Annotated in this window: 11 protein-coding genes; 9 read left to right on the top strand and 2 right to left on the bottom strand. The window is 38.5% G+C overall.

Annotated elements, in window-relative coordinates:
• Positions 1 to 2 precede the first annotated feature (2 nt).
• From EA772_RS19030 to EA772_RS19015, 4 genes are read left to right on the top strand one after another with little or no spacing between them, the layout of a single operon-like run.
• On the top strand, positions 3 to 3668 hold the full coding sequence (locus tag EA772_RS19030; protein ID WP_124914546.1) for a hypothetical protein: 3666 nt from the start codon (positions 3 to 5) through the stop codon (positions 3666 to 3668).
• Positions 3669 to 3703: 35 nt separating this feature from the next.
• Positions 3704 to 5161, top strand: coding sequence for a contractile injection system tape measure protein (locus tag EA772_RS19025; protein WP_124914545.1), 1458 nt, complete (start codon positions 3704 to 3706; stop codon positions 5159 to 5161).
• Complete coding sequence (locus EA772_RS19020; protein WP_210405053.1) at positions 5128 to 6507, top strand: ATP-binding protein; 1380 nt, start codon at positions 5128 to 5130, stop codon at positions 6505 to 6507. The genes EA772_RS19025 and EA772_RS19020 overlap by 34 nt, the downstream gene beginning before the upstream one ends.
• 3 nt (positions 6508 to 6510) lie before the next feature.
• Positions 6511 to 10650, top strand: coding sequence for a DUF4157 domain-containing protein (locus tag EA772_RS19015; RefSeq protein ID WP_124914544.1), 4140 nt, complete (start codon positions 6511 to 6513; stop codon positions 10648 to 10650).
• Positions 10651 to 10659: 9 nt separating this feature from the next.
• Here the strand turns inward: EA772_RS19015 and EA772_RS19010 are convergent, their stop codons facing one another.
• The gene (locus EA772_RS19010) at positions 10660 to 11655 is read right to left on the bottom strand and encodes an N-acetylmuramoyl-L-alanine amidase (protein WP_124914543.1); all 996 of its coding nucleotides are present in this window, start codon (positions 11653 to 11655) and stop codon (positions 10660 to 10662) included.
• Positions 11656 to 12142: 487 nt separating this feature from the next.
• Between EA772_RS19010 and EA772_RS19005 the strand changes: the two genes are divergently transcribed.
• The 4 genes from EA772_RS19005 (at position 12143) to EA772_RS18990 (ending at position 16185) form a co-directional block, all read left to right on the top strand.
• Positions 12143 to 13219 (top strand): glycoside hydrolase family 76 protein, encoded by a 1077-nt coding sequence (locus tag EA772_RS19005; RefSeq protein WP_246833993.1) that lies wholly within the window; start codon positions 12143 to 12145, stop codon positions 13217 to 13219.
• Positions 13220 to 13228: 9 nt separating this feature from the next.
• Complete coding sequence (locus EA772_RS19000; protein WP_124914542.1) at positions 13229 to 14653, top strand: glycoside hydrolase family 125 protein; 1425 nt, start codon at positions 13229 to 13231, stop codon at positions 14651 to 14653.
• 156 nt (positions 14654 to 14809) lie between these two features.
• Complete coding sequence (locus EA772_RS18995) at positions 14810 to 15997, top strand: GAF domain-containing sensor histidine kinase (protein ID WP_124914541.1); 1188 nt, start codon at positions 14810 to 14812, stop codon at positions 15995 to 15997.
• Complete coding sequence (locus tag EA772_RS18990; protein ID WP_029204424.1) at positions 15994 to 16185, top strand: hypothetical protein; 192 nt, start codon at positions 15994 to 15996, stop codon at positions 16183 to 16185. Before EA772_RS18995 ends, EA772_RS18990 begins: the two co-directional genes overlap by 4 nt.
• On the opposite strand, the gene EA772_RS18985 is transcribed toward EA772_RS18990, so the two are convergent.
• Positions 16186 to 16539 (bottom strand): nuclear transport factor 2 family protein, encoded by a 354-nt coding sequence (locus EA772_RS18985; protein WP_124914540.1) that lies wholly within the window; start codon positions 16537 to 16539, stop codon positions 16186 to 16188.
• Between the two features lie 160 nt (positions 16540 to 16699).
• On the opposite strand from EA772_RS18985, the gene EA772_RS18980 reads away from it, so the two are divergent.
• Positions 16700 to 17098, top strand: coding sequence for a hypothetical protein (locus tag EA772_RS18980; protein ID WP_124914539.1), 399 nt, complete (start codon positions 16700 to 16702; stop codon positions 17096 to 17098).
• The last annotated feature ends 1 nt before the right edge of the window (position 17099 follow it).

Below are 17099 nucleotides of genomic sequence, written 5' to 3'. Positions count from 1 at the left end.
CTATGGAACTCATCAACACCACCACCGTTTTCGAAGAAAATCAAGTGTTAACTGCGGGGCAGTTAAATACGATGCAAGATTTCCTGTTGCAGGAGAGCAGACTCACCAGAACCAGATTAATTGGGCGTGGAATAGCTTACGGACTCGAAGTCGAGGTTAATGAGCATGTTGTTACAATTACTAAAGGCGTGGGTGTAAGCTCCTGGGGTTTCTTGATTTCTTTGGGAGAATGTACACTTACACATTACAAAGAATATAAACTCCCTGATGGCTTAATCTATCCATATTTTATGGATACCACTGGGAATGATGTTCCACTAATTGAGTTGGTGACCGGAGAAAATGCCCTGGTTAGCGGTGCCAAGCCAATAGATTCCGGGCTGATTTTAAGTAATTATATCGTACTGTTATTTCTCGAACCGGCAACTAAAAATTTACAAAGTTGCCTGGGTAAAAGCTGCGATGACTTAGGCATTGAAAAAACTTTTACAGTCAGGAAATTATTGGTTACCAAAGAAAATTTAAACAAAATTAACGTCGCAAATGCGAACCGCGGCGGGGCAATTTATCCTGGGTTATATCAGCTTGAAACGATAAATTATCCAAGGGCGCTGGTTACTTCTGTTGAAGCAAAGAGTTATGCAGATTTAATAAATTGTTATTTGAGTCCAGTAGCGGCAATTTTAGGCGATTTATTAAAACAACTGGAAACAATCTATAATGAGCTTCCTGTTTTACAAAAGAACTTTCCTGATTTGGATTTTGCTGCTGTAAATTCCATTTGGGAAAACAAATTAGTTACACTTTCTGCTAAATACCTCAGCGGCAAAGGTTACGGATTTCAATATATCTACGACGCTTTTGAGGATGTCATCAAATCTTATGAAGAACTTCGTTGTGCAGTCATGAACTTGAATAGTTCAACCTTGCCAAATGCTGATGCCTTTCCGATGCATTTAATGCTTGGTGTAAAAGATTGCCCGCCATCGCTTTTTCGTCAGGAGTTCGAATATTCGCCAATCTTTAATCAATATCAAGACTGGAATAGAAAAGTAATTTCCATTTTTGGGAGAACTGTAGCTATGCTGAATGGCTATTTGGATCCGGCTGAGGCAAACAGTAAAAATGGTGTTTTAGCAACTCCCAGCAAAGAAAAATGGCAAAACCTAAGTAAGCGGGCATTTCCGGTTTATTTTGATCCGGCAAATACAGCGTTCGAAAAATTTTGGAATGAATCAAACTGCCATGGATGTGACAATGGTAAGCCGCTAAGTTACCACTATCAACTACCAATAGAGGCACAAGAATACGCCTTAGGCAAATTGGCCGCACCGCTATATTATAATTTCAATGACCAAAATTTCTTTCGGTTGGAAGGCCATTTAGGCATGGATCATACCTCTGCAGTAAAACAATACGATCGATTGCAAAAGAGATTCAATTTGCCGTTCAGGGTACGATCGATATATATGGGTGTAGATGGAGAAATGGAAAGCAGTTGTCGTTATCCTGATCTGGATTCACAATACCTAGCCTGGCGCAATCTTATGCTATATTACCTGAACAACTTAATTAAGTACGGCAATATGGCAGAGCGTATGGCGGGGAAATTTGATGATGTTGTTAACGCCGCAAAAGATGCCTTTGATAATGTAATGGGCAATGATAAACAAGAAAATGTTGAGCCAACAGCCTCAGCAACTGCTCCACCGAGTACAGGTAGCAATAGACTTAAAACCTTTACAACACTGAATAAAAATTTCGTGAAGTTCGGAACGGTTTCGGAAAAAATTAATCGAACCGATTATGCAAAAATTACAACGATTAAGGTTAGGGCCGAAGATGCTCAAAATGAAATCGAAAAAGATGTATTGAACTGGATTGCAAGGTTAAATGAAAATATTGAAGACATTATTTTACTGTTACCACTTGAGTTTTCTAGTTTTAAAGAAGCTGATTTTAAAAAACGCTATGTAGGGTTTCTTGATTTATATGTTGATGCAATGAAAACCCTGGTCAACATAATCAATAAAGAAAAAGAGCGGGAATTACTTTCTTATCTAATGATTGGAAGTTTAATTCATAGAGCCTTAAATGTGCTCATGATGCGCCCATACGTAACTATTGGCACACTGACTGACATTAGGGATCGAAGAAACAGTAGTATAAAGGTTAATAAATCGTTGTCTGAGTATTTAAACGATCAGGCTGTTGAACATTTGGCTGGGGCAGAGCGGGGGAATACATTGTTGCTGCTCTACCATACAGGTAAAGAAAATGAAATTATTACCAGGTTGCCTGTTACACCAGGAACTAATAAGTTCGAAAAATTAACTGAATTGAAGCTGGCAGAAGATGCCATACACGCCACCTACAAGCTCAGACTCCAGGGTATTAAAGATGCAGTTGCTGAAAAAAATGAAAACATCAAACGGGCAGAGGTTGAAACAGAAAAAGCGCTTGAAGTTAAAGTTGCTGAAGTTAAAAATCGTGTGGTATTAACTGATGTTCAACTTAAAAAAGCCGAAAATGACCTCAACTCAGAATTTATGGTTCGAAAACGAAGTTTGCTTAGAACAACCAATAGTGAAACCATTGCTAAAGCTGAAGATTCACTCAACAAAGAATTTACGGATAAGATTAGTGTTTTACGCAAGAGTGCAGAGAAGGATGAGGCGAAAGAAATTAACGAAGTTTCAAAAGCATTGAAGCTTGATTTAGATCATAAACGTAAAGTTATTACTGAGGAAATTGATAGTAAGGTAAAAGAAGAAGCCGAAATTCAAAAAGAATATCAGAGCCGCCTGGATTTACTTGGTATAAAACGTAAAACTGTTGAGGAAGAGAAAGATGATGTGCCTGAAAAAATTACTTTAACATCTAAAAGAAAAATTCGCGATCGATTTATCAACGATTTTGAGCGTAAATTCAATAAGGAATTCGATACACTGGTAGAAAAAAATAAAGACAGCGGGCTTAAAAATTTAGGAGCTAACGTAATTGCCGATTTCACGGTTTATGAAGATGACAGCTGTTACGCTTGCGATACAAAAAATGTTAAGCATAAAGAACTGACGCCTTTGGCAATGCCAATTTCCAGAATCGTAGCCTACAATCAAAATAAGGAAACGATTTCTAAAGTGCAGATTTTAAATAATCTATACAATCCTGATTTTTTCGAAGTAGTGATTAATGCAGTGCCAAAATTCGGTTCCATTAAGTTCGAAGATGAGGTTTACGAACCCATTCCTAATAAGAAAGGGCAGGTGTTGGTTTATACTTTAGACCCGAAAAGATTAGATAAAAAATCTTTGACCCAAATGGTTGTGTTGGATGAATTTGATTATTTGGTAATTGAAAAAGAGAGCGGAAAAGAAATTGGAACATCCAAGCTGAGTTTTTTCATCGCCATTGGAAGCATAAGCAAGCAAGAATATGAACTAAGCGGCCGTGTGGTAGGCGTAAAGACGTTTACAATTACAGCCTACCAGGATAAAACTTTGGTTAAATCGCAATCATTTACAGGTTTATATTACAGCATGTTGCTACCGGCTGGAGATTATCAAATTACAATACTCCCAAGCAATACGCAATATCAACAGCAAACCAAAGCCGTAACCATTGGCGATCAGGATAATATCGCTGATTTTGCATTTGGTAAAATATAAATACGATGGGGAGCCACATTATTCAGACGCAGAAAATGATGCTGACTATCGAGCGTCAGCAGGATTGGGACATCGTTCAGGCGAAGATTGGCGTCTTTTGCAATCAGGAATTGCCGGCTCTGTTTGATGCTATATTCAATGAAGTTGCTGTTAATGATAGTATTCGCATCGATAAATTAACCCTCAATCTTGGAGATGTTCCCTTGGATAGATTGGAAGAAATAATGAAAGAACAAATCCTATCACAAATGTTTAATCAATTGAAAGAATATAAGTTAAGTAAGATTACGAAAGATTTTACTTCAAATAATGAGCAGCTTCAGCTATTTAAGAACGCAGGTAAGTTCACCCGCAGGTCGTTGCTGAATAGCAGTAGAGTGTCTGATCAAATTGAAACCCATATCAACGATTATGAAGCTTTGGTTTTTTACTGTGAAACCGGTTTAAAACCTTGGTGGATTACGGCGGCATCCCATTTTAAGCCGGCTGATATTCTGTTAGATATTTACAAATACAATTCTGTATTGTTTATACAATTTGTTAACTCCATTAGCAATGATTTTGTTGTCTACAATCGCCTAAGGCACCTCATTCATAAATCAATATTTTTCACTCAATATTTAAGCTTCGATAAAAATAATGATTTCTTAGTTTTCTTTAACTCTAATATCACGCCATCGTTGTATCAAAAAATGGTAGATTTTCGGCTGGCAGACATCAGCATTTCTAAAGACGAAATGCCCGATCAGCAGTTTCAGGATTGGTTAATTTTCTTTCTAAAGAAAAATCCATCGTTCAGGTCTGAAATAAGTACGATCTTGAAAACTTACACGGCGAAACGCAAAACAACCAAAATCCAGAATAAGCAATTCGATGGGTTATCAGGTTTTTTAGCTACAATTGAAGGAACGATCAGTGAACCATTAAACGGTAACATGAAGAAATCAAGAAAAGTTCCGTTAAGGAAACAGCAAAATGGAAAACTATTGCTTGAATCACTCATGGTGGAGAATGCGGGATTAGTAATTATTCATCCGTTTATAAAGCCGCTATTCGAAAGATTAGAATGGCTAGATGGAGATGCTTTTAAAGATGATCGCTCTCAGCAAAAGGCCATTGTTTATTTGCATTATTTGGTTTATGACAATTATCCTGAAGACGAGAGTCAGTTGCTGTTGAATAAAATATTATGTGGTGCAGCCATTGAAACAGTAATTAGTCTCAATGATATTATTTTTTCTGAGGATGAATTGAGTGAGGCAGATGAATTAAAAAAAGCTGTTATTGTTCATTGGAATGCATTGGGCAAAAGTTCGCCGGCTGCATTGATAGAAAACTTTTTCAAAAGAAATGGAAGCTTAAGCTATAAAGATGGTAACTGGAACCTCAATATTGAGCGGAAAGGAATCGATATTTTATTAGATCGGTTACCATGGGGACTTACAATGATAAAATTGTCATGGAACAAACATTTGATACAAGTAAATTGGTAAAACCGGGTTTACAAGCTAATGCAGCAGCTATCCAAACTGAACTCATTTGGTTTGAACAAGTGTTGCAACTTCGCAGTGCCATAAATTTCGGCAATGTACCCGCGGGCACTTCTATTTTTGATGTCCACCCACCTGATTTAAGTGCCTATCCTTCTAAGTATGCCGAATTTATCGCTCAAAATCAATTGAATTTCGAAGAACGATTGTTATTGTTTCTGGCAATGGTGAGTCAGGTTAAGCCCCAGTGTCTGGATATTTTTCTAGTTCAAAACTCAGCTACGGGCCAAATATTTACAGAGTTTGGTGGGAGGAAAGGCAATGTTTTTAGTGGATTTTTACCTACCGCAGAAACATTTTTATTTATCATCGCTGCAGATGATTTAGCGCTTAGATTTGATTTGTTAAGACTTTTCGATGCCAAACATGCGCTTTTTGCTTTGGATATACTGGAATATGAACCCCTTCCACCTGGTGAGCCCGTTTCAAGTATTCCGCTTCATATTAACAAAAATTGGTTTGAAGAATTTACAACCGGAGAAAGGAGCAGGCCTCGATTTTCAACAGAGTTTCCGGCACAGCTAATTGAAACTCAAATGGAACCTGATGATTTGGTTTTGCCGGCACATATTTTAGATCAGCTTGAATTAATTGATGCCTGGCTGGCACATAACGAGACAATGATGAATGAATTTGCCCTGAAGCGAAAATTAAAGCCGGGTTTTAGGGCATTGTTTTTTGGTCAGCCTGGAACTGGTAAATCTCTCGCGGCAGCTTTGTTGGGGAAAAAGCATGGTTTTCCAGTTTATAGAATTGATTTAAGCCGCATTGTAAGTAAATACATTGGCGAAACTGGTAAAAATCTATCAAAGGTTTTTGATGCCGCTGAAAACCAGCAGTGGATATTATTTTTCGATGAAGCAGACGCACTTTTTGGTAAGCGCACCAATGTGAGTGATGCCCGCGACCGCTACGCTAACCAGGAAACCAGTTATTTGTTGCAGCGTATAGAAGATCACAATGGACTGGTTATTCTGGCTAGTAACTTTAAACAAAACATTGATCAGGCATTTTTACGCCGGTTCCAATCTATTGTTGAATTTCCAATTCCACAAGCAGATCAACGTTTAAAGCTTTGGAAACAAAGTTTTTCTAAATTGACCAAGTTAGAATCAAAAGTAAATCTAAATGAAATAGCCAATAAATATGAACTTTCTGGTGGTGTTATTATCAATGTAGTGCGATATGCTACTTTGAAAATGCTTAAAGACGAAGCTGCCGAAATTAGGCAAAAAGATATTTTAGAAGGAATAAAGATTGAGCTTAAAAAATCAGGACGGACAATGTAAACTATGGGCGCTGCGTTGGCATATAGCAATCCATCACTTAAGTCGGTTACACATAACCGACCCGGCGCCAGCTGTATTCAAGCGAAGCTAAAGATTGGAGCTGTTAATGATCCTCAGGAACAGCAAGCCGATCAGGTGGCCGAAAAAGTGATGCGGATACCTTCAAATGCCGGTTTTGTGATGGGAGGAATAGGTACTGGTGCCGCCATGAATGTCCAGCGCCAATGCAAAAATTGTGGGAATGAAGAAAAAATCTCCCGTAAGGAAGAAGAATTAATAGGAATTGATCAGCCTGAAATTTTACAAGCTAAAGCCGGAGCGTCATTGGCCAGTGGAGGAACTGCTCCAGGAACTGTTCAATCTGGAATTGCCTCAACCAAAGGTGCTGGCACTAATCTTCCAGCTCATGTCAATTCTGATTTGGGCGGTAAAATGGGTGCTGATTTTTCTGGCGTAAAAATTCATGATAATGCCCATGCCGCAAAAATGACGGCTCATGTAAATGCCAGGGCTTTTACAGTAGGTAACGATATTTATTTTAACAAGGGAGAATATAATCCGAATTCATCGGGTGGGAAATTCTTGCTGGCGCATGAACTTACACATACTATCCAGCAGGGTGCAACTGTGCAGCGTAAAACTGAAGAAAAAGAAAAGGTTTTGCGCAAAGTTGAGGAGACAGAAAAAACAGATCGCTGTGCTTGTAGTGATGAAATAGTGCAGCGTTGGGATCTTGGTGATTGGCTAGCTGAAAGTGCCTGGGAAATTGTAGAAGAAATTGCCCCGGCAGAGTTTGTTCAATTACTTAGGGAAATCAGCAGCAAGGGTATTCTTGGCTTTTTACGAGAGAAACTCATGAAGAGTTTAAATCACCTGTTCGATAGATTTCCTGCTGTTGGCAATTTTGTAACCAATTTAATTTCGGTATTCTCACTGCTTTATGAGCGGGTTTCAGTTATTATGCAGGCACTAATTGCCGGCGATTGTGCACCATTATTGGCGGCTGTAACGGAACTTAAGAACGTAATTACCACTATTGCTACCGATGCATGGACTGGATTAACTGATTTTGTGAGGCCTATCGGCGATTTCTTCTCTGGTTTATGGGGCGCTTTTGGTGCACCTGTAGTAGATTGGCTCGGACAAACAGCAAGTGATGTTTGGGTTTGGATGCAAGGCATTGGCCAAAGAATCTGGGATTGGACTTTGCCCGTGCGTGAGTATGGCGCCATGGCATGGGATTGGGTAAAATCAACGCTGGGTATTGGCGCCGATAGTTCTGGCGCTGAAAATTCCAACGGCATGATGCAATGGGTAACAGGCAAAGCCGAAGAAGCTTGGACAGGAATAAAAGAAACCATTCGTCCGGTTATTGAGCCCGTACAGCAAATTGCTGAAAAGGTTGTGCGTATTTTGCCACTTAGCGCCATCATGAATTTGCGTGATACCGTGTCTAATTTTGCATCGGGTGTAAATGGTATGGCAGCTGCCATGGGCGATGATGGATCAGGAATAGCGGCACAGGCGCAACAAGCCTCTTTAAGAGATATCATTCTTCCTGCAGTGCAAACAAAAGTTGTTGAGGTACAGCAGGGAATTGCTAATGCAGGTTTATGGGTGGCTGAAAACGTTGGCGGTTTTGTTAATCAGATTACAGGGTTTTATAATTCTATAGCTTCAAGTTCTATATTTTCTTCCGCGGCACCTGCAATCGCATGGATAAATGATACTGCTTTAGGTTTGGGCAATTGGGTTCAGACTGGCGTGGTTAATTTATTTAATCTGGCCAGCAGCGGCTTGGGTTATTTAGCAGGTTTCATTACCCCGATACTTAATGCTTTGCAGCGAATCGTAGATACCATTGGCGATTTAGCTGGCAGGGCGGGGGATTTTATCTTAGGGCCATTTATGCTTATCCCTGAATGCATTCGAACCCCAATAAAAAACTTTCTGATTGAACAAATTCTGAATAGAATCCCACTTTTTAACCAGATTATGGCGATCGGCGATGTTTGGGCAAGAGCACAACAAATCGTCATGACGATCCTTTATCAGGTTTTTGTTGATGGCAATTTGCCGGGCGCCATGTGGACCTTCTTCAGGGAATTGTTAAGTCTGGTCGGCATTCCTCCAGAATTAGTAGTTTCAATTTTAGCTAATGCTTCTCAAGCAGTGGTCGATATTCTGGGAAATCCGGTCGGATTCTTCATTAATCTGCTTAGCGGTTTACAGCAAGGCTTTAGTCAGTTTTTTGGAAACATCGGCACGCATTTATTATCGGGTGTGGTAAACTGGCTAACCGCTGAAATGCAGGCGATGGGTATTACACCGCCAACTGATTTCTCTTTCGGATCAATATTTAGTTTCATCCTTCAGATATTAGGTGTAACCATCGACAATATTTTCAATCTGTTAGCAACTAGAATCGGAGAGGAAAGGGCGCAGCGTTTACGTGGAATGTTGGATATGGCTACCGGGGCCTGGAGTTTCGTAGCCGATGTGGTTGAGCGTGGGCCTGCAGCGATTTGGGAAAGAATTCAGGAACAGTTGAGTAACCTTTGGGATACCGTAATCGGAAATATTGTAACATTTATAAACGAGCGGATCATGGCGCAGGCAACAGCCTGGTTATTAAGCATGCTCGATGTTTCCGGAATTATGCCTGTTGTAAATAGTATTTTAGCGATATATCGTGCCATTCAAAGTTTTACCGAATATTTTGTGCCTATCCTTCGGATCATCAATCAATATGTAACCATGCTGGCAGATGTTGCCCGAGGTAATATTGCAGGAGCAGCGAATTTTCTGGAGAGTATCTTAGCGAACTCTTTACCGATTATGATCGGCTTCTTAGCTAACCAGTTTGGGTTTGGAAGAATTGCCACCCGCATGCAGGAAATATTAGAATCGGTGAAAGCCCGAATAGATGCTGGGATTTTATGGGTAATAGATCAGGCGATTAGGATAGGGGGAGCAGTTATGGATGCAGGAAGAGCAGCTGTTGCGGCAGTTAGAGAATGGTGGCATGCAAGAGTGAATTTTAGAGGTGGTGATGGACAAGAACATAGCTTATTTTTAGATGGATCTGAGAATAATGCGGTTCTAATGATTCAGAGTGAGAGAATGACATTTGTCGAGTTTATAAATGGAATTACCGACCATCCTAGTAAAGCACAAGCCAGAGCAAAGGCAACACAAATAGATGATTTAAAAAGAACAAAAACCGAAGGAGGTAAGCAATTGACAGATGAAGAACTGCTTACGGCTTTACCTGCTAAGCTCGTAGAGCTTAGAGATATTATAGCTCCAATGCTTGGGGGTGCAGCTATGCAAAGCGAAGATCCTATCTATACTCCTGGTAATCAAAGCACCGGTGGTTTCGCTATTAGCATGACTGTTACTCGTCTTACACATGCTGTCCCACCATCTGGTAGAGGAACAGCGCCCACATCCAGCAATGCAGGTACAATATATGACATTTTGAACAACAGGAGAACGGGTGAAGGCGGCGCAAGCTATTATATCAAAGGTCATTTATTAAATCAAGAGCTCTTTGGAAAAGGAATTTGGTCTAATATGACGCCATTATCAAGGGCAGGTAACGCTCAAATGGAACAGCAGGTAGAAAATAGGATGCGAAGAGCTACTGAAGCAGGGGATTCACTTACCGTTACTGTCGAACCTCTTTACAACGATAGAGGAAATAAAGCCAGCCTAAAAAATAGCATTGATGAGCAAGAACCCGATCCCATAAAAAGTGATTTGAAAAAGCAAATTATTGATGCGGAAAACTTTGTTCCAACAGCAGTGCATGTGGAAGCCAGAAGTTTAAGCCACAGCAGTAGCTTTAGCTTCAGCAGTAACATTTCAAATCCGATAGCTCAAACAGCAAATGAGTATAACTTAGGGCCAACGCCAAGGCCACCAGTTTCTAATGTTTCCAATAGTACCGATGCAGAATTAAGTGCCAGTGGCTTATCGCAGAGGGAAATAACTGCAATTTTAGCAAGACGATCAGCAGTAATCGGAGGAACAAAACGTGTTCGTTTCGCTTCCTGGGATGAATTTGAAGTTGGCCTTGGGTTAGCCTCTAAAAGGGCTATAAGGGCAAAAGAAAGAGCAGGGATAGTTAACCTGTATTAAATATGCGCCTTAAAACCTCAAAAACTCTTTTTTTACCCATCTGTTATCAGCATTTATTTTGCTCCAACCGTTATTCTCATCTCTAATAAATACTTCCTGGCCTTGGGTTAATGAAGCAACTTTAGGAAAAGTATTTCCAGCTCCGCTACGCACATTTAGAGTCGAGGCGTTAACCGTAGCACGGGTTACAGGCTTGGTATAAGCGCCATTTACCCAATGTTCTTGCGAACCAGATATCTTATACCAGCCATCTTTTTCTTTATAAACACGAAGAATTGAACCCAATAAGGCTGGTTCTCTATCGTCAGCTTTTTTTGCTTGCGAAGTTGCTGCTTCTCTGATATTTAAAGTGTCTGCGGTTACATAAACATATTTTAAAACATCAGTGTTCATTGTCGAAACGGAAGGAATAGTAACACCGTTTAGCGCTGCACTTACCAAAGGCAGAAAATTTTGCTCGCAATCATTTACTTTGTTTCCTCCAAAAAAGTTTGTACCCGGACATGTTTTATTATTCTTTGTTCCATTATTTCTAACGCCGCTGCTCAAATCAAACCAATGGTGATAGACAATTTTATTGCTGTTAACTTCAATTCCGAATTTCTTGCAGAGTGCAGCTGTCATTCTGATAATTGTATCTTTATGTGCAGCGGTCATGGTATCTTTCCCCTTATCAAAATTGCCAACATGTTCCATACAAACCGAATTCGAATTAAATCCTAAGATACATGCAGGAGTTTTCTCCATACTTCTGCCGGTAACAATAGAGCCATCAGCAAACGTACTGAAATGCTGCCCGATGTCGGCCCATCCGTTTTCGCCGACATGGTAGGCTTTCATATTTTTTTGCATTTCGAATTGGTTATTTCCTTTAAACTGAATATAACTCGGGCTCCAGGTATGATGCTGTTGGATGTACAAGATGGTTCGTGCAACACGTAAGTTAGCAAGCCAATTTTCAAATTCATCAATGCTCATTAAATTAAAGCCAAATTTAGTTGTCATGGTGGTTTAAGTTTTAATTGGTTAAGTGGCAAAATCAAGCAAAAGAGAGGTAATAGGGAAGTGTCGTATAGCGCCAACTAAATATAAGTAAATATTTTTGATAACTTTTTAATTATCAGATATTTACTTGATTTTAAGTAGTTTTATGATGGCTATTAACTTTGAAATAAGATTTAACTCAATCTGCTGTACAGGTCTGAACAATGATCTTTTAAACGAAAACCAATTTAATTTTTTTTCGATAATATTTTTTATGTCTCATAATATAGGCTTAGGTAAGTTATGCTCAATAGAAACGTTTTTTGTAATAAATTGAATAGATATTGGAAAATCGATTTAGGAATGCTTTAATTGGCTTTTCGATTTTGATATGATAGAAATAATATTAATATTTGTTTAGTTCTAACCAAATATCAAAGTCGAAATTAGCCATGTAGAAATAGTGTAGATGCTATCGCATGAGCTTTTGAATATTATTAATGTTTAAATGCGAGGTACACTTAACTTTTTGCTCAGCCTGTTATCAATCTTTTTGTTTACAGATTATGCGCTTGCACAACCAGCGCAAACTGAATATTTGAAAAGAATAGCCATCATTGAAAAAAATATCAATCAGTATTTTAGGGTAGCAGATAAGGCACTTTATCTGGAAACTATTGGCAAACATGAAAAGCCGTACTCTTATCTGTGGCCATTATGCGCCTTAATACAAGCCACTAATGAAACGGAAGCGCTTGGTAAACCGAAAATGATGGAGCCAGTCATTTCAGCAATTAACCAATATTATACCACTGAAAAACCTGCACCTTCGTACCAGTCTTATATAGATAAAAGCTCCAGATTTTATGACGACAATCAGTGGATCGCCATTGCCTATCTGGATGCTTATCAGAGAAACAAAGATGTAGACTATTTGGATAAATCAAAAGAGATTTATAAATGGTTATTAACGGGTTATGATAAAAAAGCTGGTGGCGGCATTTATTGGCAAGAGGATAAGAAAACATCAAAAAACACCTGCTCAAACGGACCTAATATTTTAATCTCTTTACAATTTTACAAAATTACCGGGGATAAAAAATATCTTGATACTGCGCTGTTGGTTTACAATTGGACAAATAAAATGCTTCGATCTTCAGAAGGTATATTTTATGATGCGATAAATGTCGAAAATCTGAAAGTTGATTCAGCTACCTATACTTACAATACCGGTACAATGCTTCAGGCTAACGCATTACTTTATCAACTCACCAAAGAAGATAAGTATTTAAAAGAAGCAAAGTTTATTGCCGCTAATGCTGAGCGGCATTTTTACAAAAACAATAGGCTTGGCGATCATTACTGGTTCAACGTTGTTTTATTACGCGGATATTTAGAATTATTTAAAGTTGAGAAAGACGCAAAAAGATTAGCGTTTTTAATTAAAGATGCTGAAAGGATCTGGAAAGACGAACGTGATGAAAATAATTTGCTCGGAAAACAAAAAAATAAATCATTGATTATGCAGGCAGCTATGTTGGAATACTACGCCCGCCTGGCAAAACTAAATTTAACCAAATTATAATCACACATAATGAAAAGAAGAACATTCATACAAAACACGGGTTTATTGGGCGCCGGGGTACTGGCTTCCAAATTTTCACTGGCGGGAGAATTGCTTCCTGATTTTCCGGTGGTAAGAGTAGCTGCAGGTAAAAGACATTTTCAGAGTAAAGCAGTAGATGCGGCAATTAAAACCTTTCAAGCCAAAGTGAAAAATCCGGAGTTGGCTTGGCTTTTCGAAAATTGCTTCCCAAATACGCTGGATACTACGGTATATTATGAAGAGAAAAACGGGCGGCCAGATACTTACGTAATTACCGGAGATATTGATGCCATGTGGCTTCGCGACAGTTCGGCGCAAGTTTGGCCATACCTGCAATTTGTTAATGAAGATGAACCACTCAAAAAACTAATCGCTGGCGTTATTATCCACCAAACCCAGTGCGTTTTAAAAGATCCTTATGCAAATGCTTTTTATGGCGATCCGAATAAAGTAGGTGAATGGAAAACCGATAAAACGAAAATGCAAGCGGGTGTGCATGAACGCAAATGGGAGATAGATTCATTGTGTTATCCTGTTCGTTTAGCCTATCACTATTGGAAAAAAACTGGCGATAAAACACCATTCGATGCTGACTGGAAAAAGGGCATTGAGGCAACATTAAAAACGTTTAAAGAGCAGCAGCGCAAAAATGACAGAGGACCTTATCATTTTCAGCGTGAAACCACACAACCAACCGATTCGCTGCCAATGGCAGGATATGGTTTTCCTGTAAATCCAGTAGGTTTAATTTGTTCTGCTTTCCGTCCGAGTGATGATGCAACTATTTTTCCGTTTTTAATTCCTTCTAATTTCTTTGCAGTTTCGAGTTTAAAGCAGGCAGCAGAAATGATAAAGGCTTTACAACCTGACAAAGCATTGGAAAGCAGCTTACTAAATCTTGCGAATGAGGTGAGTGCTGCATTGCAGAAACATGCAATTGTAAACCATCCAAAATACGGTAAAATTTACGCTTTTGAAGTTGATGGTTTTGGAAGTACTTATTTAATGGATGATTCCAATGTACCAAGCTTATTAAGTTTGCCATATCTCGGCGCTATGAAAGTTGATGATCCAGTTTATCAGAATACCAGGAAGTTTGCCCTTTCGAAGGATAATCCATATTTCTTTAAAGGTACTGCTGCTGAAGGGATTGGCGGTCCACATGTTGGGCAGGATATGATTTGGCCAATGAGCATAACCATGAGAGCTTTAACTTCAAAAGATGATGCCGAAATAAAATATTGTATTGATACCTTGCGAAAAACACATGCTGGCAAAGGTTTCATGCATGAATCATTTAACAAAGATAACCCGGCAAACTTTACCCGTGCCTGGTTCGCGTGGTCTAACACCTTATTCGGAGAGTTACTCTGGAAAACCTATCACGAAAAACCAGCGCTACTAAACTCCTAATATTATGCCCAGATTAGCAATAACCTGGGCATAATTGTTTAACATATGCTAGAGTTTCGGCAAAGAATGCTGTTATTGTAAAACAAATGTTAGAAGATAAATGTCTATTTCTTTCAAAAATTATTTTTTGTAAATTGTGCCATATTATCCCAAACATTGCAACACGATAACAACAAAATTCCTTTCGATTTCGAATCGATTAACAAAATTCCAGCGATAGCAAACATCTTGCAGATTGTTTGTAATACAACCGGCATGGGTTTTTCTGCTGTGGCACATGTAACCGTCGATAAATGGATAGCTTGTGCTGTGAATGATAAAATTGATTTCGGCCTGAAGCCAGGTGGCGAATTAAAGTTAGAAACCACCATTTGTAACGAAATCAGACAGCACCAAAAAATTGTGGTCATTGATCACGTTGCTGAAGATGAATTATTTGCCAATCATCATACACCGTTATTATACGGATTTCAAAGCTACATTTCAGTACCAATCGTATTAAAAAATGGCTCATTTTTCGGTACGCTTTGCGCTATCGATCCCAAACCTGCCCAACTTAACAATCCAAATACGATTGATACGTTTAAGATGTTTGCCGATTTAATTGCGTTCCATTTAGATGCATTAGAGCAGTTGGCTCTTTCAGAAGAACGATTACAGGTGGAGAAAGAAACATCAGAATTGAGAGAGCAGTTTATAGCCATTCTAGGGCATGATTTACGTAATCCGTTGAATGCCGTTTCAAATAGTGCGCAGCTTTTGGCTCGTTTCAATCTCGATGACCGGACACAAAAACTGGTGAAACTTATTAAAGATTCATCATTCAGAATGAATGGTTTGATTGAGAATATGCTTGATTTTGCCAGTGGCAGGTTAGGTGGTGGTATTAATATTTCTCCAACACCTGATGAAGATCTGGAGAAAGTGCTTTATCAGGTTGTGGAGGAAATTCATGCCATCTCTCCTGATAAAAAAATGAAATTAAATTTCGACTTTGAGCATCCTGTAGCTGCAGATGGAAAGCGGATCGCCCAGCTTTTTTCTAATTTACTTGGGAATGCATTAAGTTATAGTCCTCAAGACTCCGTAATTGAAATTACTGCTTCTACCAATGAAGAAGAATTTAACCTTTGCGTAGCAAATCCTGGTAAAAAAATTCCTGAAGCAGCCATGGAGCGGTTATTTCAGCCATTTTCTAGAGGGGAGGTCGAGCCCAACCAAAAAGGGCTGGGACTAGGTTTGTATATTTCTGCAGAAATCGCAAAAGCACATGGTGGAACATTAGATGTAAGCTCAAACGAAGAGAAAACTTGTTTTACACTTACTTTGCCAACTTTAAAATGATGGTAAGCGATAAAATGCCAACATCTGCTCTGCTCGAAATTAAAACAGGCGATCAAATTTCCAAAGATTCCATTCACGGAACAGTTTCAAAAATTGAAATTCAGGAAACTGATGAATTTCTTCAATTTATATTCAGTTTGGAAGGTGCTCAACAAATCGTGGTTAGAAAATTAAAACAAGTTTGTTAACTATAATATCGGCCTTGGATCAAATATCACCTGAAATGATTTGATGCGGTCATTTTCAATTTTATACCATCCAGCTGAAAATATTGTGCTTTTACCCATATTAATATCATACCACAACGAAACATCATTGCCATCGACAAACAGCTTTTTAACATCATATTTGAATTTCATCTTTTTCATGTCTTCCATATAAACATCGGCACCTCTACGTTCGCCCATTACACCTTTAAAAATCATGTCATCAGCAAGTTGCTCGCGGGCAGCTGCAAAGTTTTCAGCATTTAAAGCATTAATAAAGTCTCGAACCACAACCTTTGAATTGTGTTCGTCTAAGTTTTGAGTCTGTATTGCCATAATTTATCTTTTGAAATTATATTTAGCATTTTCATAGATTAACAAGTTCGTATTGCAAAGTGTTTGTGTAAAGAAATATGGTGTTTCATGTAAAATTATCATTTAGGAAATGTTCAATATTTAGCTTTGCAGCTTAGTTATTTAAACGCTTACTATTTGAATGAACGCTTACACTTCTTTTGTAAAATCTATTTCTACTGATCCAACTGCTTTTGAAAAGCATATTTACTTTTATTTAAGGATGGAACTGGCACTTTGTAAGTTTCAGATTTGTAAAGATTTATCAACCTATGAAACTTTGAAACTGGAATATAAAAGTAAATTTTCCCTATTAACCAATCACATCGTCGAAATCTCTTCTTCCAAAGCAAAAGAATTAAATTTAGATGCGGTTAATCAAGATTTACTTATCCTATTGCAAAATGATATTTTAAACAGTGGTTTTGACAAAATAGAACTAGATGCTCAGCTCGAAAAGCTGATTGAAATTTTTAAAACAATTTCTTCAACTCCCACGCTTAACGTTATAGATCCTAAGGTTTTAAGCCTTTCTGCTTAAA

Origin of the sequence: Pedobacter sp. G11, from assembly GCF_003860265.1 — a bacterium.
In the GTDB taxonomy this organism is placed as follows: Bacteria; Bacteroidota; Bacteroidia; order Sphingobacteriales; family Sphingobacteriaceae; genus Pedobacter; species Pedobacter agri.
The sequence above is the reverse complement of the archived record's forward strand: the minus strand, read 5'-3'. Positions and strand labels throughout refer to the sequence as shown.